The organism is Dactylosporangium sp. NPDC049742 (genome assembly GCF_040674675.1).
Classification (GTDB): Bacteria; Actinomycetota; Actinomycetes; order Mycobacteriales; family Micromonosporaceae; genus Dactylosporangium; species Dactylosporangium maewongense.
Genome location: NZ_JBFANF010000001.1, coordinates 561,079 through 580,548 on the forward strand (window position 1 = coordinate 561,079; position 19,470 = coordinate 580,548).

Genomic DNA, 19,470 nt, shown 5'->3' on the forward strand with positions numbered 1-19,470 from the left:
GCGCGTCAGCGCCGGGCCACCTGCCGTGAATTGGACTGCTCAGCTCCAGGCCAGCAGCGATCCCTCGGGATCCTCGAGGAACGCGCCGACGTCGCGCAGGAACTTGGAGCCCAGCTCGCCGTCGATGATCCGGTGGTCGAAGGACAGGCCGAGCGTCGTCACCTGCCGGATCTTGATCTTGCCCTTGTGGACCCACGGGGTGTCCCGGATCGCGCCGAACACCAGGATCGCCGACTCGCCCGGGGGCAGGATCGGGGTGCCGGTGTCGACGCCGAAGACGCCGACGCTCGTGATCGTGAACGTCCCGCCGCTCATCGCCGCCGGCGACGTCTTGCCCTCGCGGGCGGTGGCGACCAGGTCGTTCAGCCCGTCGGCGAGCTCCCGCGTGGTGAGCGCGTCGGCGTCCTTGATGTTGGGCACGATCAGCCCGCGCTCCGTCGCCGCGGCGATCCCGAGGTTGACGTAGTGCTTGACCAGGATCTCCGAGCCCTGCCACGTGGAGTTCACCATCGGGTAGCGCTTCAACGCGACCAGGGCCGCCTTGGCGACCATGAGCAGCGGCGACACCCGCACGTCGCGCCAGTCCCGCTTGGCCTTCAGCCGTTCGAGGGCCTTCATCGAGCGGGTCACGTCGACCGTCAGGAACTCAGTGACGTGCGGCGCGGTGAACGCGCTCGCCACCATGTTCTCGGCGGTCAGCTTCCGCACGCCCTTGACCGGGATCCGCTCCTCGCGACCGACGCGGGGCGCCTGGGCCGCCGCCGGGGAAACCGGAGCCGCGGCGGGGGCCGACGACACGGACAGCACGTCGTCCCGCGAGATCGAACCGTTGGGCCCCGTGCCCGTGATCTCCGCGAGGTCGACGCCGAGGTCCCGGGCCAGCTTGCGGACCGGCGGCTTGGCCAGCACGTTGCCCCGCGCTGGCGGCGTCCGGTCCACGGGCTCCACGACGACGACCGGAGCCGGCGCTACGGGCGTGGCGGGAGGCTTCGGCAGTACAGGTGCCGCGGTTGCACTTGCAGTTGTTCTTGGCCGGCGCTTCGCGGCGGCGGTTTTCGGACCGTAGCCGACGAGCACGGCGGTGCGGCCGCCCGGCGCGGGGCCACCGATCATGCCGGGCTCGACCGGTGCGTCACCGGCGATGTCGACGGCCGCCAGCGCCGCCGCGGAAGGCGCCCCCGTGGAGGGCGCCGGGGCACCACCCGGATCGGTGTCGATGGCGATGATCGGGGCGCCGACCTCGACCGTCGTGCCCTCCGGGTGGAAGATCTTGGCGACCTGACCGGCCCACTTCGCGGGGATCTCGACCGCCGCCTTCGCGGTCTCGACCTCCACGATCGGCTGGTTGAGCTCGATCGTGTCGCCGACCTGGACGAGCCACTTGAGGATCTCGCCCTCGGTGAGGCCTTCGCCCAGATCGGGAAGGTTGAACTCTTTGACCCGTGTCACTGCGCGTCCCCCTAGAACCCGAACGAGCGGTCGACGGCGTCGAGCACCCGGTCGAGGTCGGGCAGGTACTCCTCCTCGACCCGGGCGGCCGGGTACGGCGTGTCGAACCCGGTGACGCGCAGGACCGGCGCCTCGAGGGAGTAGAAGCACTCCTCGGTGATCCGGGCCGCGATCTCCGAGCCGAGCCCCAGGTTGCCGGGCGCCTCGTGGACGACGATCGCGCGGCCGGTGCGCCGCACCGACTCGTAGACCGGGCCCATGTCCAGCGGCGACAGCGTGCGCAGGTCGATGACCTCCAGGTCGCGCCCGTCCTCGGCGGCGGCGGTCGCGGCGTCCAGCGCGGTGCGGACCATCGGGCCGTAGGCGAGCAGCGTCGCGTCGGTGCCGGGGCGCGCGATCCGCGAGACGTGCAGCGGTGCGCTCGCGGCGTCGACGTTGACCTGGCCCTTCTCCCAGTAGCGGCGCTTGGGCTCCATGAAGATGATCGGGTCGTCGGACTCGATCGACTGCTGGATCATCCAGTACGCGTCGTCGGGGTTGGAGCAGGAGACGACCTTCAGGCCCGCGGTGTGCGCGAAGTAGGCCTCGGGCGACTCGGAGTGGTGCTCGACCGCGCCGATGCCGCCGCCGAAGGGGATCCGGATGACGATCGGCAGCCGGACCTTGCCCTTGGAGCGGTAGTGCATCTTGGCGACCTGCGACACGATCTGGTCATAGGCCGGGTAGACGAACCCGTCGAACTGGATCTCGCACACCGGCCGGTAGCCGCGGATCGCGAGGCCGACGGCGGTGCCGATGATGCCGGACTCGGCGAGCGGGGTGTCGATGACGCGCTCGTCGCCGAAGTCCTTCTGCAGGCCGTCGGTGATGCGGAAGACGCCGCCGAGCTTGCCGACGTCCTCGCCCATGACGAGGACCTTGGGGTCGCGCTCCATCGTCCGGCGCAGGCCGGTGTTGAGCGCCTTGCCGATCGTCAGGGTCTCGGCCATCAGTGCCCACTCCCCTCGAACGACGCCAGGTACTTGTCGAACTGCGCCTTCTGCTGCTCGAGCTCCGGCGAACCGTGCGGATACACGTGGTCGAACAGGGTGCGCGGATCCGGGTCCGGCATGGTGAGGACGCGCTCGCGCAGGTCGGCGGCGGCCACCCGGGCCTCCTCGTCGACCGCGGCGAAGAAGTCGTCGCCCGCGATGCCCTGCTTGCCGAGGAACGCCCGCAGGCGCGCGATCGGGTCCTTCGCCTGCCACGCCTCGACCTCGCTGGCGATGCGATACCTGGTCGGGTCGTCCGACGTGGTGTGGGCGCCCATCCGGTACGTGTAAGCCTCGATCAGCGAGGGACCCTGGCCGTGGCGGGCGTCGTCGAGGGCCTTGCGGGTGACCGCGTAGCAGGCGAGCACGTCGTTGCCGTCCACGCGCAGGCCGGGGAAGCCGAAGCCGCTGGCCCGGTGGTACAGCGGGACCCGCGTCTGCCGCTCGAGCGGCTCGGAGATCGCGTACTGGTTGTTCTGGCAGAAGAACACCATCGGCGCGTTGAAGACCGACGCCCAGATGAAGGCCTCGTTGACGTCGCCCTGGCTGGTGGCGCCGTCGCCGAAGTAGGCGATGACGGCCTCGCCGTCGTCGGAGCCGACCTTGCCGTCCTTGGTGACGCCCATCGCGTAGCCGGTCGCGTGCAGCGTCTGCGCGCCGATCACGATCGTGTACATGCCGAACTTGAACTCGTTGGGGTCCCAGGCGCCCTGGTCGACGCCGCGGAACAGGGTCAGCGGTGCGATCGGGTCGACGCCGCGGCAGTACAGCACGCCGTGCTCGCGGTAGGTCGGGAACGCCATGTCCTGCTTGCGCAGTGCCCGGCCGGAGCCGACCTGCGCCGCCTCCTGGCCCAGCAGGCTCGCCCAGATGCCCAGCTCACCCTGGCGCTGCAGGGCGGTCGCCTCGGCGTCGAGCTTCCGGACCACGACGAGGTCGTGGTAGAGCGAGCGGTATTCCTCATCGGTGAAGTCGACCGTGTAGTCGGGGTGTTCGACCCGGTCTCCCTCAGGGGTGAGCAGCTGCACGAACGCGGGTTCAGGCGCGGCCCGTGTTCCTGACGTCCGGGCCTTTGCTTCGCCCTTCGCCATCCGTTTCTCCCTGTCGTCTCTCGCGTCGGCAGCGGGGGTAACCCTGCCGCGCAGCGGGGGTGGCTGCTACGCGGCGGCCCTGTTGGAGCCGGCGCGTCGCGGTGGGTGTGAGTGGATCACGCCCGGGAGCCGGCTCTGAGGCTCAGTCGCAGGGTATGCGGACGCTACAGCCCCGTTGCCGGTGTGTGTCCAGCATCGCAGAAGGCGTGTGGATCGACACCATGGAGTCCGGGTTCGTCCGCGTTGCAAGGTCGAAAAATCCCTCCGAACCGGGCAGATCCTCGCCCGGCGTGCGGCAGTTGGTCCGAATGAGCTTCGTTCTGCCTTCCCCCGCACACTGGAGCGCTTCCTTTGGAATCCGACGTCCGTACCCACCGCATACTGTCGCCGAACCGGCGGCCGCTGTTCATTTCCGCGCTGCTCGTGGCGCTGACCTCGGTGCCGACCCTGATCGTGGTCGCCGCCGGCAGCGCCTCGCTGGACACGGCGCCGTCCGTCCGGACGCCGATCGTCGCCGAGCCACGGCCCGGTCCGCTCGTGCTCGCGCCGACGCCCAGCAGCGGGCTGCACGGCACGGGCACGCCGTCGCGCGCGGCGGAGCCGACCGCGCCGCTGCCCCCGGCGACCGTGGCGAAGCCGCGCGCCAGCGTGAGGACGTCGGGTGGATCAGGCGGCGGTGTCGTCGTCGGTACGGGCACCAAGCCGCCCACGGTGGCGCCGGCTCCGCCGGCCGCGCCGGCACCCGAGGTGCAGGAGCCCCCGGCCGTCGTGCCCACGCCCTCGCCGACGAAGGGCGTGCCCATCCAGGACAGGGCGTGGCCGGGGTGGAACGCGCCGCGTAAGGGCAAGCCGGAGGCGGTCAAGCGCTGGACCGCGAATCGGCCCCGATCGGGGTCGGCCGATCAGTCAGATCTGGAGGACTGCCCGGCCGCACAGGTTTAGCGCTCGGTCATGCAGTGTGCGCGGGTCAGCGGCTGGCGCGTGTGTTGGAGTTGCGGGTCACCATCGCCCAGGCGGTGGAGAACGGCTTGCACGGCCAGCGCGCGCAGCCGGCCGCGCAGCGTGTCGCCTGATGGACGCGTAACGGCTGGTGGCGCGCCACGAGACGGCGGGCGTCGGTCACGGCGTGGTCATAGATGACGGCCATCAGAACCCCTGCGTCGCGGGTGCGGTCCACAGGATCCAGGCGGGATACAGCTGCTGAGCGGTTGCGAGCGCGTCGTTCGCCGAGCGGAAAACGGCGATTTCGGACTTCCCATTACCCAGGCGCCAGGTGAGCACGGCCTGATCCGGCAGCTCGTGACCCCAGGCGACGACCTGGGGGTGGTCGTCGTCGAACGGATCGGCGACAATGCCGAAAAGCCGTGGTGCGCCTTCGAGCAGGATCACGTCGTCTTCGATCACGACGGATCTCCCTCCGGCAGAGGAACCATCTCTGACCGCCCCAGAATGCATGTGCAGGTTTCCGGGAGCAATACGTTCCGTCAAACTTGAGTAGAGCAACCCAATCGCTCACTGACGCACAAGCTTGCGCGACAACCCGGTAACGGTGACACTCGTCCTGAGTAATGGAGGTGAGTGGTGTCACACGCGCACAGCCCCACGTTCCCCCGCTTCCAGCTGGGCAAACAGCTCCGGCGACTGCGCGAGCAGGCGAAGCTCACCACCGAGGACGTCGGCCTGCAGCTCGACTGCTCGCCCAGCACGATCAGCCGCATGGAGGGCGGGAAGGTCGGCATCCGCCGCAGCACCCTCGAACAGCTGCTCAAGATTTACGACGTAAATGATAGCGATCTCACGGAGACATTGATCGCGCTTGCGAAGGAAGGCAAGACGCGGGGCTGGTTCGCCCGCTTCGGCGACCTTCCCAGCCACTACTCCCGCTACATCGGCCTGGAGTCCAACGCGATCGAGATGCGGGACTACGAGGCGCTCGTGGTGCCCGGAATGCTCCAGACGGAGGAGTACACGCGGGCGCTGCTCGCCGCCGCCTCCCCGTCCGGCGAGTCGGAGGACGCGGTCCAAGCGCATGTCAGCGCCCGGCGAGAGCGGCAGGAACTGCTCACCCGGGCCGAGAATCCATTGCAGTTCATCGCGGTCCTCGACGAGAGCGTCATCCGGCGCCTCATCGGTGGGTCCGACGTGATGCGGTCGCAGCTCAAGCACCTGGCCGAAATGGGCCGGGCGAGGAACGTGACGATCCAGATACTCCCCTTCAGCGGGGGAGCCTATGCCGGCATGGCTGGATCATTCGCGATCCTCAAGTTCCAAGGTGCACCAAGCGTCGTGTACGCCGAAGCCATGGCCGGCGACATCTACCAGGAAGCCGGAGACGTCCAGCGGTACCACGACGTGTTCGAAAGTCTGCGAGCCGCCGCGCTCAGCCCATTCGAGTCGGTCAAGCTGATCGAGTCAACGGTCGCTGAGACGGCCTGACAACGAAGGAGTGCGCAGAATGGCTGCGCTGAACGAGCGGTGGCACAAGCCCACCCGGAGCGGTAACAACGGACAGTGCGTCGAAGCGCGGTTCGTCGACGGCGTCGTCGAGGTCCGCAACTCCAACTCCCCGGACGCGGGATCCGTGCGCTTCACCCGCGCCGAATGGGAGACCTTCATCGCCGCGGTCGACACCGACGGCGAATTCCGCCTTCCGTAACAAGCCTGAGCAACAGCTTCCCCCAAAACCAAGCCTGAGCAACAACGAAGGGACCGTCCCGACCGGCGGTCCCTTCGGCGTAGCTGCGAGCCGATTTTGATGTTATCGCTCACCGGCTCCATCCATAACCGTTTGGCCACGATCCGCGTGTTGCAACAAAAGGCGTGAAACGGTCAGGCGGCGATCGGCCGGGGTGCAATACCGCGATGTGGGTGTCGCGGCGGCGCGCACCGGAGTAAGCATGAACACATGGTGACTGTTCGCGCAGATGACGGCGTGGGTGGCGGGGTCGCGACGCTGCAGCCGACGATCCGGGCGTATCGACCGACGGACCATCGTGAGTGCCGGCAGCTGTGGGCGGAGCTGACCGAGGAGCATCAACACCTCTACCCGGCGACGCCACCCGTCAGCGGTGACCCCGGGGCCGCGTTCGAGGAGTACCTCACGCGGCTCGACCTGTCCGGCATGTGGGTCGCGGAGATCCTCGGCGTCGGCGTGGTCGGCATGGTCGGGCTCATCCTCGACGGGCGCGGCGGGCAGGTCGAGCCGCTGGTCGTCGCGTCGTCCCGGCGGGGCGCGGGGATCGGGCGGGCGCTGCTCTCCCACGTCGCCGACCAGGCCAAGCGGCGCGGGCTCGGGCAGCTGAGCATCTCGCCGGCGGCGCGCAACGTCGACGCGATCCGGTGCCTGCAGGCGGCCGGGTATGACGCGCTCGCCCGGGTGACGCTCGCCATCGACCTGCACCCGGACGGCCACGACTGGCACGACGGGATCGACCTGCACGCGCAGCGCTTCCGTTTCTAACGCCGCTTCCTGTTCATTTTCTCGCCTGTACCGGTGTGCTGGCGCTTGTCAAGGTGCGGCCGGCGGTTGTGGATCGAATCGGGCGTTGTCCACAGCCGAAAACCGCGAGTTCCCGTGGCTGGTGGCGACCGCCAGGCTCGGATGCATGACGACCGCGACCTCGACCCTCGCGCAGCCCCGGCTGCGCCTGCGCACCCCCGCTGACATCCTTGCCGGCACGCCGTACCTGTTCGGGTTCCACCCGTCCGACAGCCTCGTCGCCCTCGGGGTGCGCGACAAGCGGCTGCGCTTCCACATGCGCGACGACCTGCCCGATCCGGGCGAGGACCTCGACACCCTGGCCGACGGCTATGGCGCCCTGTTCGCCCGCCAGGACGTCGACCACGTCGTGCTCATCGGCTATGGCCCGCCCGAGCGCATCGAGACCCTCATCCGCGCCACCGCCGCCGCGATGCGCCGCCACGGCATCGCCGTGCACGAGATGCTCTGGGCCCATGAGGGGCGCTACCGGTCGCTGACCTGCGAGTCGCCGTACTGCTGCCCGACCGAAGGCCAGCCCTATGACGTCGAGACGTCCGCGGTCGCGGCGACCGCCACCCTGATCGGGATGGTCGCGCTGCCCGACCGGGCCGCCCTCGTCGCCAGCCTCGCCGCCCCGACCGGCCCCGACCTCGACGCCGCCGAGCGCGCCACCCGCCAGGCCCAGACCCGCCTCGTCCACTCGCCCGGCACGCCCGCCGAAGGCGTCGCCTCCATCGACGCCGCGCTGCGCCGCGTCCGCGCCGGCGAGGGCCTCACCGACGAGGAGGTCGCCTGGCTCGCGTTCCTCCTCCACAGCCTGCCCCTGCGCGACGAGGCCTGGCTGCGCATCGACCGCGAACTCGACACCGACCTCGACCTCCACGACCGCCTGTGGACCGATGTGCTGCGCCGCTGCGCACCCACGTTCGCCGCCCCGGCCGCGATGCTCGTCGCCTACGCGTCCTGGCGCTCCGGCAACGGTGTCCGCTCCCGGATCGCTCTGGACCGGGCGTTCGACGCCGACCCTGGCTATCGTGCCGCCAAGCTCATGGCCGAGATCCTCGACCGGGGGCTGTCCCCGCAGTCCCTGCCCCCGATCGGCCGCCGCGACGGTCGCCGGCCCACCCCGCCCCGCCGTCGCACCACCCGCCGCCGAAAGCGCTGAACCTCTGCCCGGCGCCGCCCCGCCCCGGCGGGCTGCTGCTGGCTCGGGTGTGGGCGTTGGCGGTCTGCTCGGTGCCGCGTTCCTGACTAATGGGAGGTGTTCAGGGCGTCGTGCCTGGTTGAGACCACGAGCCATGAGCTGTTGCGGCGGCGGTCGACGTCGCGTTCGACCTGGTTGCGGTGTTTGCCGGTCCGGGTCGGACGCGGGTTGTCGGTTGCGGTGAGGTTCTCTCGGCCCGGTTGGCGATCCGGCGCGGGGTCACCGCCGCTGTCCTGCGGGCCGTGACGCGGCCTGGAGTCGCCCTGGATGAGGGTGCCTTGCCGTCCAACCGAGCCTGGGCGGCGTGCTGATCAGGCCGGGGGGAGGTCGGTGATGCGGTGGGTGCCGGTGTAGACGTTGAAGGTCTGGCCGCGCAGGAAGCCGATGAGGGTCAGGCCTGCCTCCTCGGCCAGGTCGACGGCCAGGGTGCTCGGCGCCGAGACCGCGGCCAGCACCGGGATGCCTGCCATCCAGGCCTTCTGACACAGCTCGAAGCTCGCCCGGCCGCTGACCATCAGCACGTGGCCGGCGAGCGGCAGGCGGTCCTGTCGCGCGGCCCAGCCGATCACCTTGTCCACGGCGTTGTGCCGGCCCACGTCCTCCCGGAGGCAGACCAGGCGTCCGTCCGCGTCGAACAGCCCGGCGGCGTGCAGGCCACCCGTCGTCCTGAACGCCCGCTGGCCCGCCCGCAGCGCGTCGGGCAGGTCGGCGAGCAGGGCCGGGGCCACCCGTACGCCGTCCGCCGCGACGTCGAACCGGGAGCGGGTCCGCACCGCGTCGATGCTGGCCTTGCCACAGACGCCGCACGAGGAGGTGGTGTAGAAGTTCCGGCTCGGGTCGGTCTGCGGGGCGGGGACCCCGTCGGCGAGCACCACGTCCACGACGTTGTAGGTGTTCGCTTCCTGGTCGCCGGCGCACAGCTGCGCTGTCCGCACGTCCGCGGCGGAGCGGATGATCCCTTCGGTGAGGAGGAACCCGATCGCCAGGTCGAGGTCGTCCCCGGGGGTCCGCATCGTGACCGCAAGCGGGGGGCGTGGCGTTCCGGCCGGCCCGACCCTGATCTCGAGCGGCTCCTCGGCGATCAAGGTGTCCGGTCCGACCTTTGCCGCGACGCTCGCCGGGCCGTCCGGGGCGGGGGTGACGGTGACCCGGGTGATCGTGCGCCGTTGCGTGACGCGTCCCATGGTCGGGCCTCCAGATGCGGGGAGTGGTTCCGGTCGTTGCCCGCTCGACGGTACGTTCTGCCCATGGGCGCAGCCACCGCATGGCCGGGACTCGTGGCCGTGATCCTCGCCGGGGGTGGCGGCACGCGCCTCGGTGGCCAGGACAAGCCGATGCTGCCCGTCGCCGGGGTGCCGATGCTCGACAGGGTGCTCGCCGCGGTCGAGGGGGCGGCGCTGCGGATCGTGGTCGGGCCGCCCCGGGAGGGGCTGCCCGCGGGGGTGCGCACGGTCCGTGAGGAGCCGCCCGGTGCCGGCCCGGCGGCAGCGACCGCCGCGGCGCTCGGCCTCGTCCCGCGAGCGGCGGCGGAGGAGCAGGCCGAGGCGAAGGAGCAGGCCGAGGCGGAGGAGGGGCCGGCGCTGGTCGGGCTGTTCGCCGCTGATCTGCCGTACCTCACGGCTGAGGGCGTCGGGGTCCTGGTCGCGGCGGTCGGGAGCCACGCGGATGGCGCGGTGTTCGTCGACGGGCGCGGCAAGCGGCAGCTGCTGTGCGGGGTGTGGCGGGCCGGCGCGCTGAGGGACGCGGTCGAGCGGCTCGGGGCGCCCGAAGGCCGGTCGATGCGGGCGGTGTTGGATGGGCTGGACGTGGTCGAGGTCGAGTGGACCGGTTCAGGGCCGGCGCCGTACTTCGACTGTGACACCGAAGAAGACCTGCGCCGGGCGGACCGGACCGGCACATGAACAGGCGGAGCGCAGTGGAGGTGGCGGCATGAGCGGGCCGGAGCGTAGCGGAGGTGGCGGCATGAGCGAAAATCCGGAGCTGGCGGCGTGGGTGGTGCGGGCGTGCGCGGAGCTCGGGCTGGAGCCGTTGGGCGCGGGGGAGCAGGACGCGATCCTCGACCTCGCGCGGGACGTGGCGCACAACGTGGCCCGGCCGGGGGCGCCGTTGACCGCGTTCCTGCTGGGGGTCGCCGTCGGGCGGGGCGCCGACTTCGAGGAGGCCCGGGCGCGGCTCGTCGCCCTGGTGGACGAGGGCTGACCGGACGATACGACCCGGAAACAGGCGCCACGGCCCGGAAGCAACCAGTCCGAGGAGCCCGAGGCACCCGGGACGTGCATCGTCTGGATAGGGTGAGCCCCGGGGGGATTGGAGGCGGTCATGGCGGATGATCAGGACTACGAGGCGGCGCTGTTCGACGACGAGGACCCGATCGGCGGGGACCTCAAGGAGAAGGTCGCCGAGGCCTGGCGCGACTTCGCGCGGCACCTGGTCGACGCGCTGCGGCAGCTCGCCCCCGGCACGACGCTTGATCTGACGCTCGACCCGACGGCGTCCGGGACCGGCGACGCCATCTACTCGGTGCAGGTGACCGGCGAGGACGGCGACATGCTCGCCGCGACCGCCGTCGGCAACGCCGACCTGCCCGCGGCGTATCGGCTGGGGCGGACCGTGATCGCGCAGACGGTGGCGCTCGGGTGGTCGCCGCCGGGGGTGGTGCCGGGCTCGGGCGAGGCGTTCGGCGTGCGGGTGCCCAAGAGCGAGTCCGTCCAGCTCAGCCGGCTCATCATGCGGACGCTGCGCGACATCTACGGCACGCCGCACCCCGCGTTCCTCACCTATCTCGCCCACGACGCGCAGGGGCTGGTGGCGGCCCTGCCGTCGCTCGGCGTCGCCCGGTCGCTCGCGTCGATCGTCGAGACCGACGGCGACGGGCCGGTGGCGGTGGTGCGGGCGAAGCAGCACCAGGCGGGTGACGAGCAGGACGACCTGCCGCTGCACGACAAGGTGATCACGGTCGTGGCCCGGCTGATGAAGACGACGCCGGAGGAGCTGACGATCGACCCGGACGGTGACATCGGCATCCGGTCCGGGTCGGCGATGGTGTTCGTCCGGGTGCGGGACAACCCGCCGCTGGTCGACGTGTATTCGCCGGTCCTGACCGAGATCGAGCCGACCGAGCGGCTCTACGTGAAGCTGTCGGAGCTCACCAACCGGATGCCGATCGGCCGGCTGTACTGCACCAACGACACGGTGTGGGCGTCGGTGCCGGTGTTCGGCAGGGACTTCCAGGCGACCCACCTGATGCTCGCCGTGCAGGTGATGACCGGGCTCGCGGACGAGCTGGACGACCGCCTGCAGGGCGAGTTCGGCGGGAAGCGGTTCTTCGGCGAGAACGACACCCCCAAGCAGATCGAGGGCGAGCGCACCGGGATGTACCTGTAAGCGCGGGCGACGCTAGAGCCCGCAGGAGCGGCGCAGCGCCCGGGACACCCGGCCGAAGAGGTCGACGTCCCGCGTGCGCAGCAGCGTGACCCGCGTGCCGCGGTAGTCGGCGAGCAGCGTGTGCTGCCGCGGCCAGCGGCGTGCGTAGACGACCCCGACGACCCAGGTGATCAGCAGCGCCGACAGCGCGACCAGGATGACCGGCACGGAGCCGGTGGTCGCCGCCGCGCCGAGGACCACGACGTTCGCGATCCCGACCGCGATGCATGCCCGCACGCCCGGGTGCAGGGTGCCGGTGCCGTGCGTCGGTCGCGACAGCTCCGCGATCTCGTAGCGGCCGTGGTCGGTGGCGAAGATCCGGTCGGTGACCAGAATCCCGTGCTGGTTGTAGTGGACGACCGGCCGGGACTCGAACGACTGGGGTGCGTAGGAACTCATGGTCGCGCTCCCTTGTTGCTGGTCAGCGCCCGGATCGCGGACGCCGACACGACGAAAGAGGAAGGCGGCAACCGGCCACGGTGACGGCCGCCGTCCAGAGTGCCTCCTGGGGATGAGGCACATCGAAGCCCAAGCGTCGCCGTCGCTGGGTGAGGCGGATCATGCAACCGCACCCGTAAGCTTCTAACTTGATTACGCATCAACTCGCTGTCAGATGCAAGTGCAACCCAGTGCCGAAAGTTCTCAGTATTTGAGTGTGGATGCGGTACGGTGTGGTCGATGTCCTCGAAGCCGAGCCCGACTCTGCTCCGTCGCCAGCTCGGAGCCGAGCTGCGCCGGTTGCGAGAGGCTGCCCGGAAGACGGCCGCCGATGTCGCAGCCGAGCTCAAGTGGTCCGAGTCCAAGGTCAGCCGGATCGAGACCGCCAACAGCAGCGTCCGCAACCCGGACCTGACGAAGCTCTTCGACCTCTACCAGACCGCAGAGGCCGAGCGCACCCGCATCACCGCCCTCGCCGCGCAATCGCGCCAGCGGGCCTGGTGGGAAGCCTATGGCGACGCATTGCTCGGCGCCTATGAAACAATGATCGGGTTCGAATCCGAGGCATCCGACGTCTACATCTACGACGCGGTTATCCTCCACGGACTGCTGCAGACCGTGGAATACGCCGGCGCGATCATCAATTCGGTGTCCGTGGGGGAGCGGCCCGACGTGGTGAACCAGCGGGTGTCGGTCCGGATGGCGCGACAGGCCGTCCTGACCCGCGATCCGCCGCCGCGGATCTGGGCGATTCTCGACGAGGCGGTCCTCAAGCGGCCGGTCGGCGGCCATGATGTCATGCGCAGGCAGCTCATGCGGCTCCTGGAGATCGCCGACCGTTCGACGGTGACGCTGCAGATGGTGCCGTTCGACCGTGGGGCGCACCGGGGGATCGACGGGGCGTTCACGGTGCTCGACTTCGTCGGCGACACCGAGCAGGCGCTCGTGTATTGCGACGGAATGACCGGCGGGGTGTTTCGCAACCGCCCCGAGGAAGTGCGGCGCTACCTGGTCGCCTTCGAATCGTTGCGCACTGTGGCGTTGAGCCACGCGGAAACACTCGATTACATTCAGCGGGCTATTCGCGAATACGAATAGCCCAGGTTCTAGGGGTCATCATCATGAGCATTGTGTGGCGTAAAAGCACGCGCAGCGGCGGCAACGGTTGCGTCGAGGTGTTACTCGACCCGAAGGCCGTCGGCATCCGGGACTCGAAGGACGCCAACAGCCCGGAGATCTTCGTGGACGCCGCCGCCTGGAGGGCGTTCGTGCAGCACGTCGCCGGAGAGCAGCGCTGACCGCACGGCGGACAGCATTGACCGTGTGGCAGCGCTGACCGTCCAGCAGCGCTGACCGTACAAGCGGCGCAGAACCGAAACACGATCCAGCTAGAGCGCGATCCAGGCCTGCTCGGCCAGGGTCGCCGCGTCGGTCGCCTTCAGCCCCTGCTCCGACAGGGTCCACAGGGTGCCACCGATGATCAGCGAGCGGCGGATCGCCGTGTAGCGACCGGGGTGGGTGATCGCACCCGCCTCGGTGATCGCCGAGTCGCCGACCTTCAGCACCAGCACGGCCGGCTGGGTGTCGCGCCAGACCGGCACCGCGAGTAACCCCAGCGGCGCCCAGTAGAGGAACGCGTGCGGGTCGTACTCCGCCTCGGAGCTGCCGCCCTGCCGCTTGAACTGCGCGACCCGCGAAGGGTGCGCCGGGTCCCGCACGTCGAACAGCGACACCTGCATGCCCTGCACCCGGCCCTGCGCGTTGGCGTCCTGCCCCAGGCCGAGCAGCCGCCCGTCGCCCGCGGGGTGCAGGTATGCCGAATAGCCCGGGATCTTCAGCTCCCCGACCACCTTCGGCGCCGCGGGGTCGCGCAGGTCGAGCGTGTAGAGCGGATCGGTCTGCCGGAACGTGACCACGTAGCCGGTCGTGCCGATGAACCGCACGGAGTAGATCCGCTCGCCCTTGCCGAGGCCGTCGACGCGACCCGCCTCGGTCAGCCGGCCGCCGTCGCGGCGCAGCACGTAGACCGCCGACGCCGTCGTGTTGTCGGCCGACATCGTCGTGGCGATCCGCAGGTGCCCGTCCCACTCCGACATCGAGTACTGGTTGAGCAGCCAGCCCGGCACCTCACCCGACGCGACGAACCGGGGGCTGCCCGCCCCGCCGATGTCGAACTTGAACACCTGGGTCGACGGCCGGGCCGGCGACGTCGCGACCTTCTTGCGCACCACGTCGGCGGCGAGCACCCGCCAGCGCTGGTCGTTGGCGATGTACAGGCTGGGCCCGTTGGCGTAGACGGTGTCGCCGTCGGCCACGACCGAGACCGGGTCGCCGCCGCCGAGCGCCGCACCGCCCAGGTCGAACGTCAGCACCGTCAGCATCGACGTCGCCGAGTAGGTCGCCGGCCGGCTCACCGCGCCGCAGTCGACCCGCCCCTCGGTGCGCTTGCCGGCGGCGTCGGTCGCGGCCCACTTCGGCAGCCACGCGTCGACCGGCGCGGCCATGACCGCCGAACGGTTCGCCGCGATCCGCGCGTCGTCGCTGCCGAGCTTCCCGGTGTCGGGGAACGCGATCCGCGGCCGGGACACCACGACCACCCGGGCGGTGCCGCCGACCTGCCGGGCGTCGAGCAGGCCGCCCTCGACGGTGAACCGGCCGATCACCTTCGGCGCGCCGGCGAGGTCGACCAGCGTCATCTGCGCGCCCGACACGCCGGGCACGTCGTCGAAGCCGGCCCGGTAGTCGTAGCCGAGCACCAGCGCGCGGTCCCCGGACAGCAGCAGCTCCGTGGCGCTGGCGGCGCGCTTGCCGCTGACGTCGTCGACGGTGCCGATGGCCAGGGAGCCGGTCACCGCCCGGCTGGCGACGTCGACGACCTTCAGGTCGCCGTGCGACAGCGTCACGATCCGCCTGCCGTCGGTCTTCACGAGATCCGGCTCGTCGACACCCGCCTCATGGGTGTTGGTGCCCGAGAACTCCTGTCCGGCCGGCGCGGCCGCCTTACCGCTGTTGAGCCCGCCCTGCCGCTGTGCGCCGGTGTCCTCGGCGCGACCGCCGCGCAGCATGCCGCCGTCGTTCAGGAACCCCCACGGCCCGACCGCACCCGCGGCGGCGTCCCGCAGCGACGACAGCAGCTGCTCGCAGGAGTCGAACGCCACCAGCTTGAACGCCGGCTCCGGCCCGGCGACCGTGGACGGCGCGGACTTGGGCGACCCGCCGTCCGTACATCCGGCGACAACGAAAACCAGGGCACTCAACGCGGCAAGCGAGCGTCTCATGCGTGCTAGGACGTGGCGGGTGTCGATCCGGTTCCCGGCACGGTGACGACTTTCGGCGCCAGCCGCTCGACCAGCCGGGACAGCACGATCATGCTGCGGGTCGACGTCACGAACGGCTCGGCGCGCAGCCGCTCGAGGGCCTCCTCGAGCCCCGCCATGTCGACCGCCCGCAGGTGGACCAGCGCGTCGGCCTCACCCGAGATGGTGTAGGCGCCGACGACCGCCGGGTGGCGCTTCGCGGCGTCGCGGATCTGCTGCGGCGACGTCCGCCCGGTGCAGAACAGCTCGACGAACGCCTCCGTCGTCCACCCCAGCGCGTCCGGGTCGACGAGCGCCGTATAGCCGCGGATCACTCCATTTGATCGAAGCCGGTCGACGCGACGCTTCACGGCCGGTGCGGACAGCGCCACCCGCGATCCGATGTCCGCATACGATGAGCGGGCATCCTCCTGCAGCAACGCAATGATCTGCTGGTCGATCGGGTCGAGGCGCAACAAATCCCTCCTCGAAAGCAAGCAATACCGCTGTTTTGTGCAACCCCACAAATCTACCGTTTGATCTCGTGACCCACGTCGAGCGGCAGCCACGCGAGCGCACCTACCTGATGTCGCCACCCGAGCACTTCGTGGTGGAGTACGCGATCAACCCGTGGATGGACGTGTCCACGCCGGTCGACACGGAGCTCGCCCTGAAACAGTGGGAGGGCCTGCGGGAGACCCTGGTGCGGCTCGGCCACCAGGTGCACGTGCTGCCCCCGGAGATCGGCCTGCCGGACATGGTCTACGCGGCCAACGGGGCGTTCAGCGTCGACGGCGTCGTCTACGGGGCGCGCTTCAAGTACCCGCAGCGCATCGCCGAGGCCGCCGCGCACCGGCGGTTCTACGACAACCACGGCTGGAAGTTCGTCGCGCCGGCCGAGACCAACGAGGGCGAGGGCGACTTCGCCTACCTGCCCGACGCGCTCGGCGGCGGCGTGATCCTGGCGGGTCACGGCTTCCGGACCGAGACCTCGGCGCACTCGGAGGCGCAGGAGGCACTCGGCCGGCCGGTGATCTCGCTGCGCCTCGTCGACCCGCGCTTCTACCACCTCGACGTCGCGCTGGCGTCGCTGGACGACCGCACTGTCGTCTACTACCCGGGCGCGTTCTCGGCCGCGTCCCAGCGGGTGCTCGCGCAGCTCTTCCCGGACGCCGTCGTCGCCGACGAGGAGGACGCCCTGTCGTTCGGGCTCAACCTCGTCTCCGACGGGCGCAACGTGGTGCTCAACAGTGAAGCCACCGCCCTCGCGGCCAAGCTCCGCCAGGCCGGTTACCTGCCTGTACCGGTGGAGCTGACCGAGCTCAAGAAGGGCGGCGGCTCCGTGAAGTGCTGCATCGCCGAGCTTCGGCCTTAAGAGGTCGCCGGAGCCGGCGCTGGGGTTTCGGTCCCGGTCCCAGTCCCGGTCCCGGCCGTGGACTGGATCAGCACGATCTGCGCCGTGTAGGTCGTGGTGGGGGACGCCGCCGGGCTTCCGCCGCCGCCGCTGACCGTGATCGGACCGCCGACCACCACCTGGGAGCCCGCCTGCAGTGCGCCGGGCTGCACGCTCATGTGGTCGTTGTAGATCTTGGCGTGCTGGGCCAGGGTCCACGTCTTGGTGTAGCCGTCGGTCGACCGGACCGTCACGGACGTTTCCGTCGCCGCCGTTGCGGTGCCGTTCTGCATCGCGACCCGTATCGGGCCCTTCTTCGTCTGCACGATGCCTTCACCGTGCAGCACGTTCTTGAGCCAGTTCTCGTGCTGGCCACCCTGACCGGTCTCGCCGGGTGTCGGATCCGCCAGTGCGACCCCCGGCAGGGAGCCGACGATCACCAGGATCACGGCACTGAGCAACAGGCCTATGCGTGTACGTCGCATCTGGGTACCTCCTGTCCGAGCTGCTCCGAGCTCCGCCGAATTGAGCCGACGGGTGCACTACCTCCTCTCACCCGGCCCAAACGGCACCGTCACCGTGAATCTCGCCCCGCCCTCGGGCGCGTGACCGGCCTCGATCCTGCCGCCGAGCCGGCGGGCCATCCGCGCGGCGAGGGCCAGCCCCAGCCCGCTGCCGACCTTGCGCGCGCCCTGGTACCGCCGCGACAACGCACCCCGCTCGAAGGCCACCGCCAGGTCGTCGTCGGTGAACCCGGGGCCGCCGTCACGGATCTCGATCGACGCCTCCGCCGGCCCCCACACCAGCGCCAGCACCACCGGCACCCCCGTCGCCTGCTCGGACGGCACGACCCGCAGCGCGTTCTCCAGCAGGCCGTCGACGATCTGGCGGATCCGTCCCGGGTCGGTGCGCACCGGCACCGGCATCGGCGGCAGCTCCGTGCGCAGCAGCAGCCCCGCCGCCGTGAGCCGCCCGCCCCACGCCTCGGCGGTCGCCGCCACCAGCTGGGTCAGATCCACGTCGACCACCTCGACCGGCAGGTCCGCGGCCTCCAGCCGGGCCAGCACCAGCAGGTCGGCGATCAGCCGGTCCAGCCGCTCCGCCTCGTCGAGCACCGTCTGCCCGGCCCGCTGCGCCCCGTCCGGACCCACCACCCCGTCCGCGAGCGCCTCCGCGTAGCCGCGGATCGTCGTCAGCGGGGTGCGCAGCTCGTGCGACACCGACAGCAGGAAGTCCCGCTCCCGCCCCTCGCTCGTGGCGAGGGCCGCGGTCAGCGCGTTCACGGCGTGCGCCAGGTCCGCCACCTCCGCCGGCCCGTCCGCGTCCAGCGTGACCGACCGGTCCCCGGCGGTGAGCCGGTTCGCCGCGGCCGCCACGGTACGGATGGGCCGCGCGATCCTCCTGGCCAGCAGCACACCCGCCAGCAGCCCGGCCGCCAACCCGGCCAGCAGCGCCATCCACAGCTGCCCCCACAGCCGCGCGATGGTCGCCTGCCGCGACGGCATCCGCTCGGTCAGCACGATCCCGTTGCCCGCGTTGCCGATCGGCCGGCCCACCACGAGCTGGACCTGCTGGTCCACCACCGCCCGCCGGACCGGGACCGGCCGCCCGGCCCCGACCGTCTTGACCACCCCGTCGGGCAGCCCCGCGCGGTCCGGCTGCCCCGCCCGGATCAGGTAGACCTGGATCCCGCGGGTCCGCAGCCGCTCGACGATCACCTGCTCGTCCGTGCTCCGGGGCGTGTTGAACCGGGGTCGCAGCAGCTCGGCGGTCAGCGTCGCGTCGTCGGCCAGCCGGACCCGGGCCGCCTTGTTGGCCTCCTGGATCGCCAGCGGCGCCCCGACGAGCGCCGTCACCAGCACCGAGATGACCGCGACCAGGCACGTGACCAGCGCGCTGCGCCCGGCGATGGACCGGAACCCGCCCCTAAGCATCGGCGGTGTACCCGACGCCCCGCACCGTCCTGAGCACCCCCGCCGCGGCGCCGAGCTTCCCGCGCACCTGCGCCACGTGCACGTCGACCGTCCGGGTGCCGGAGTGCGCGGCATACCCCCACACCGAGCCGAGCAGCTCCTCCCGCGTGAACACCCGCCCCGGCCGGTTCATCAGGTGCGCCAGCAGCGCGAACTCCGTCGACGTCAGCACCACCGGCGCGCCGTCGACCAGGCACTCCCGCCGCGCGGGGTCGAGCGTGACGGGTCCGACGGTGCGGACCTGCTCGACGTCGGGCGGGCCCTGCGTGCGGCGCAGCACCGCCTTCACCCGCGAGACCAGCTCCCGCGGGCTGAACGGCTTGGTCACGTAGTCGTCGCCGCCCAGCTCCAGCCCGAGGATCCGGTCGACCTCGTCGTCCCGCGCGGTCAGGAACAGCACCGGCGTCCAGTCACCGGCCTCCCGCAGCCGCCGGCAGATCTCCGTGCCGTCCATCCCCGGCAGCGCGATGTCCAGCACGCACGCGACGGGCCGCAGTTTCCGCGCCGCGGCCAGGCCCGCCGGGCCGTCGTGCTCGACGTGCACCCCGAAGCCCTCGCGCGTCAGATACATGCGCAGCAGGTCGGCGATCGGCCGCTCGTCCTCGACGACCAGCACCAGCCCCTTGCCCTGATCCACGGGCCCATTGTGCCGCGCCCGCACCCCGCCCGATGTTCGGGCGATGTTTGGGCA

Annotated in this window: 23 protein-coding genes; 11 read left to right on the top strand and 12 right to left on the bottom strand. The window is 71.0% G+C overall.

Translation table 11 applies throughout. The annotated features are described in order from the left end of the window. Positions 1–39: 39 nt before the first annotated feature. Genes AB0J72_RS02550 through pdhA form a run of 3 tightly spaced genes read right to left on the bottom strand, consistent with a single transcriptional unit; the run spans position 40 to position 3,571 of the window. The gene (locus AB0J72_RS02550; RefSeq protein ID WP_363393591.1) at positions 40–1,449 is read right to left on the bottom strand and encodes a dihydrolipoamide acetyltransferase family protein; all 1,410 of its coding nucleotides are present in this window, start codon (positions 1,447–1,449) and stop codon (positions 40–42) included. 11 nt (positions 1,450–1,460) lie between these two features. Then, a complete protein-coding gene (locus AB0J72_RS02555) occupies positions 1,461–2,441 on the bottom strand; it encodes an alpha-ketoacid dehydrogenase subunit beta (protein ID WP_363393948.1) in 981 nt (326 codons plus the stop codon). Further along, positions 2,438–3,571, bottom strand: a complete 1,134-nt coding sequence (gene pdhA / locus AB0J72_RS02560; RefSeq protein WP_363393593.1) for a pyruvate dehydrogenase (acetyl-transferring) E1 component subunit alpha — start codon at positions 3,569–3,571, stop codon at positions 2,438–2,440. The genes AB0J72_RS02555 and pdhA overlap by 4 nt, the downstream gene beginning before the upstream one ends. Positions 3,572–3,922: 351 nt before the next feature. Between pdhA and AB0J72_RS02565 the strand changes: the two genes are divergently transcribed. After that, complete coding sequence (locus tag AB0J72_RS02565; RefSeq protein ID WP_363393595.1) at positions 3,923–4,513, top strand: hypothetical protein; 591 nt, start codon at positions 3,923–3,925, stop codon at positions 4,511–4,513. Between the two features lie 25 nt (positions 4,514–4,538). On the opposite strand, the gene AB0J72_RS02570 is transcribed toward AB0J72_RS02565, so the two are convergent. Together AB0J72_RS02570 and AB0J72_RS02575 are read right to left on the bottom strand one after the other, a co-directional pair. Beyond that, complete coding sequence (locus tag AB0J72_RS02570; RefSeq protein WP_363393597.1) at positions 4,539–4,718, bottom strand: hypothetical protein; 180 nt, start codon at positions 4,716–4,718, stop codon at positions 4,539–4,541. Continuing rightward, on the bottom strand, positions 4,718–4,975 hold the full coding sequence (locus tag AB0J72_RS02575) for a hypothetical protein (protein WP_344508266.1): 258 nt from the start codon (positions 4,973–4,975) through the stop codon (positions 4,718–4,720). The genes AB0J72_RS02570 and AB0J72_RS02575 overlap by 1 nt, the downstream gene beginning before the upstream one ends. A gap of 177 nt (positions 4,976–5,152) precedes the next feature. Here AB0J72_RS02575 and AB0J72_RS02580 point away from each other — a divergent pair, with 177 nt between their 5' ends. The 4 genes from AB0J72_RS02580 to AB0J72_RS02595 all read left to right on the top strand — a co-directional run bounded on the left by AB0J72_RS02580 (position 5,153) and on the right by AB0J72_RS02595 (position 8,217). Continuing rightward, positions 5,153–6,007, top strand: coding sequence for a helix-turn-helix transcriptional regulator (locus AB0J72_RS02580; protein ID WP_363393599.1), 855 nt, complete (start codon positions 5,153–5,155; stop codon positions 6,005–6,007). Positions 6,008–6,026: 19 nt separating this feature from the next. After that, the gene (locus AB0J72_RS02585) at positions 6,027–6,227 is read left to right on the top strand and encodes a DUF397 domain-containing protein (protein WP_344508262.1); all 201 of its coding nucleotides are present in this window, start codon (positions 6,027–6,029) and stop codon (positions 6,225–6,227) included. 249 nt (positions 6,228–6,476) lie between these two features. Next, positions 6,477–7,031 carry a GNAT family N-acetyltransferase gene (locus AB0J72_RS02590; protein WP_363393601.1) on the top strand — a complete coding sequence of 185 codons (555 nt, stop codon included), beginning with the start codon at positions 6,477–6,479 and terminating at the stop codon, positions 7,029–7,031. 145 nt (positions 7,032–7,176) lie between these two features. Continuing rightward, on the top strand, positions 7,177–8,217 hold the full coding sequence (locus tag AB0J72_RS02595; RefSeq protein WP_363393603.1) for a DUF4192 domain-containing protein: 1,041 nt from the start codon (positions 7,177–7,179) through the stop codon (positions 8,215–8,217). A 350-nt stretch (positions 8,218–8,567) separates the two neighbouring features. On the opposite strand, the gene fdhD is transcribed toward AB0J72_RS02595, so the two are convergent. Next, a complete protein-coding gene (fdhD, locus tag AB0J72_RS02600; RefSeq protein WP_363393605.1) occupies positions 8,568–9,440 on the bottom strand; it encodes a formate dehydrogenase accessory sulfurtransferase FdhD in 873 nt (290 codons plus the stop codon). 99 nt (positions 9,441–9,539) lie between these two features. Between fdhD and AB0J72_RS02605 the strand changes: the two genes are divergently transcribed. The 3 genes from AB0J72_RS02605 to AB0J72_RS02615 all read left to right on the top strand — a co-directional run bounded on the left by AB0J72_RS02605 (position 9,540) and on the right by AB0J72_RS02615 (position 11,640). After that, a complete protein-coding gene (locus AB0J72_RS02605; RefSeq protein ID WP_363393950.1) occupies positions 9,540–10,157 on the top strand; it encodes an NTP transferase domain-containing protein in 618 nt (205 codons plus the stop codon). 61 nt (positions 10,158–10,218) lie between these two features. After that, positions 10,219–10,455 carry a DUF6457 domain-containing protein gene (locus AB0J72_RS02610; RefSeq protein ID WP_363393607.1) on the top strand — a complete coding sequence of 79 codons (237 nt, stop codon included), beginning with the start codon at positions 10,219–10,221 and terminating at the stop codon, positions 10,453–10,455. A 120-nt stretch (positions 10,456–10,575) separates the two neighbouring features. Next, complete coding sequence (locus AB0J72_RS02615) at positions 10,576–11,640, top strand: hypothetical protein (protein WP_363393609.1); 1,065 nt, start codon at positions 10,576–10,578, stop codon at positions 11,638–11,640. 12 nt (positions 11,641–11,652) lie between these two features. Here AB0J72_RS02615 and AB0J72_RS02620 read toward each other — a convergent pair whose 3' ends face one another. Beyond that, positions 11,653–12,078 carry a DUF6232 family protein gene (locus tag AB0J72_RS02620; RefSeq protein ID WP_363393611.1) on the bottom strand — a complete coding sequence of 142 codons (426 nt, stop codon included), beginning with the start codon at positions 12,076–12,078 and terminating at the stop codon, positions 11,653–11,655. Between the two features lie 279 nt (positions 12,079–12,357). On the opposite strand from AB0J72_RS02620, the gene AB0J72_RS02625 reads away from it, so the two are divergent. Beyond that, the gene (locus tag AB0J72_RS02625; protein ID WP_363393613.1) at positions 12,358–13,215 is read left to right on the top strand and encodes a helix-turn-helix transcriptional regulator; all 858 of its coding nucleotides are present in this window, start codon (positions 12,358–12,360) and stop codon (positions 13,213–13,215) included. A gap of 23 nt (positions 13,216–13,238) precedes the next feature. Then, the gene (locus AB0J72_RS02630) at positions 13,239–13,415 is read left to right on the top strand and encodes a DUF397 domain-containing protein (RefSeq protein ID WP_344508247.1); all 177 of its coding nucleotides are present in this window, start codon (positions 13,239–13,241) and stop codon (positions 13,413–13,415) included. A 90-nt stretch (positions 13,416–13,505) separates the two neighbouring features. Here AB0J72_RS02630 and AB0J72_RS02635 read toward each other — a convergent pair whose 3' ends face one another. Beyond that, entirely contained in the window at positions 13,506–15,395 is a 1,890-nt protein-coding gene (locus tag AB0J72_RS02635; RefSeq protein ID WP_363393615.1) for a beta-propeller domain-containing protein, read from the bottom strand. 5 nt (positions 15,396–15,400) lie between these two features. Continuing rightward, positions 15,401–15,889 carry an Lrp/AsnC family transcriptional regulator gene (locus tag AB0J72_RS02640; protein ID WP_363393617.1) on the bottom strand — a complete coding sequence of 163 codons (489 nt, stop codon included), beginning with the start codon at positions 15,887–15,889 and terminating at the stop codon, positions 15,401–15,403. Positions 15,890–15,957: 68 nt separating this feature from the next. On the opposite strand from AB0J72_RS02640, the gene ddaH reads away from it, so the two are divergent. Further along, positions 15,958–16,788 carry a dimethylargininase gene (ddaH, locus tag AB0J72_RS02645; protein ID WP_363393619.1) on the top strand — a complete coding sequence of 277 codons (831 nt, stop codon included), beginning with the start codon at positions 15,958–15,960 and terminating at the stop codon, positions 16,786–16,788. On the opposite strand, the gene AB0J72_RS02650 is transcribed toward ddaH, so the two are convergent. From AB0J72_RS02650 to AB0J72_RS02660, 3 genes are read right to left on the bottom strand one after another with little or no spacing between them, the layout of a single operon-like run. Continuing rightward, positions 16,785–17,291: a hypothetical protein gene (locus AB0J72_RS02650; RefSeq protein ID WP_363393621.1), complete on the bottom strand. Its 507-nt coding sequence runs from the start codon at positions 17,289–17,291 to the stop codon at positions 16,785–16,787. The two genes, ddaH and AB0J72_RS02650, sit on opposite strands and share 4 nt — an antisense overlap. 57 nt (positions 17,292–17,348) lie before the next feature. After that, positions 17,349–18,740, bottom strand: coding sequence for a HAMP domain-containing sensor histidine kinase (locus tag AB0J72_RS02655; protein ID WP_363393623.1), 1,392 nt, complete (start codon positions 18,738–18,740; stop codon positions 17,349–17,351). Next, positions 18,733–19,416, bottom strand: a complete 684-nt coding sequence (locus AB0J72_RS02660; RefSeq protein ID WP_363393625.1) for a response regulator transcription factor — start codon at positions 19,414–19,416, stop codon at positions 18,733–18,735. Before AB0J72_RS02660 ends, AB0J72_RS02655 begins: the two co-directional genes overlap by 8 nt. Between the last annotated feature and the right edge of the window lie 54 nt (positions 19,417–19,470).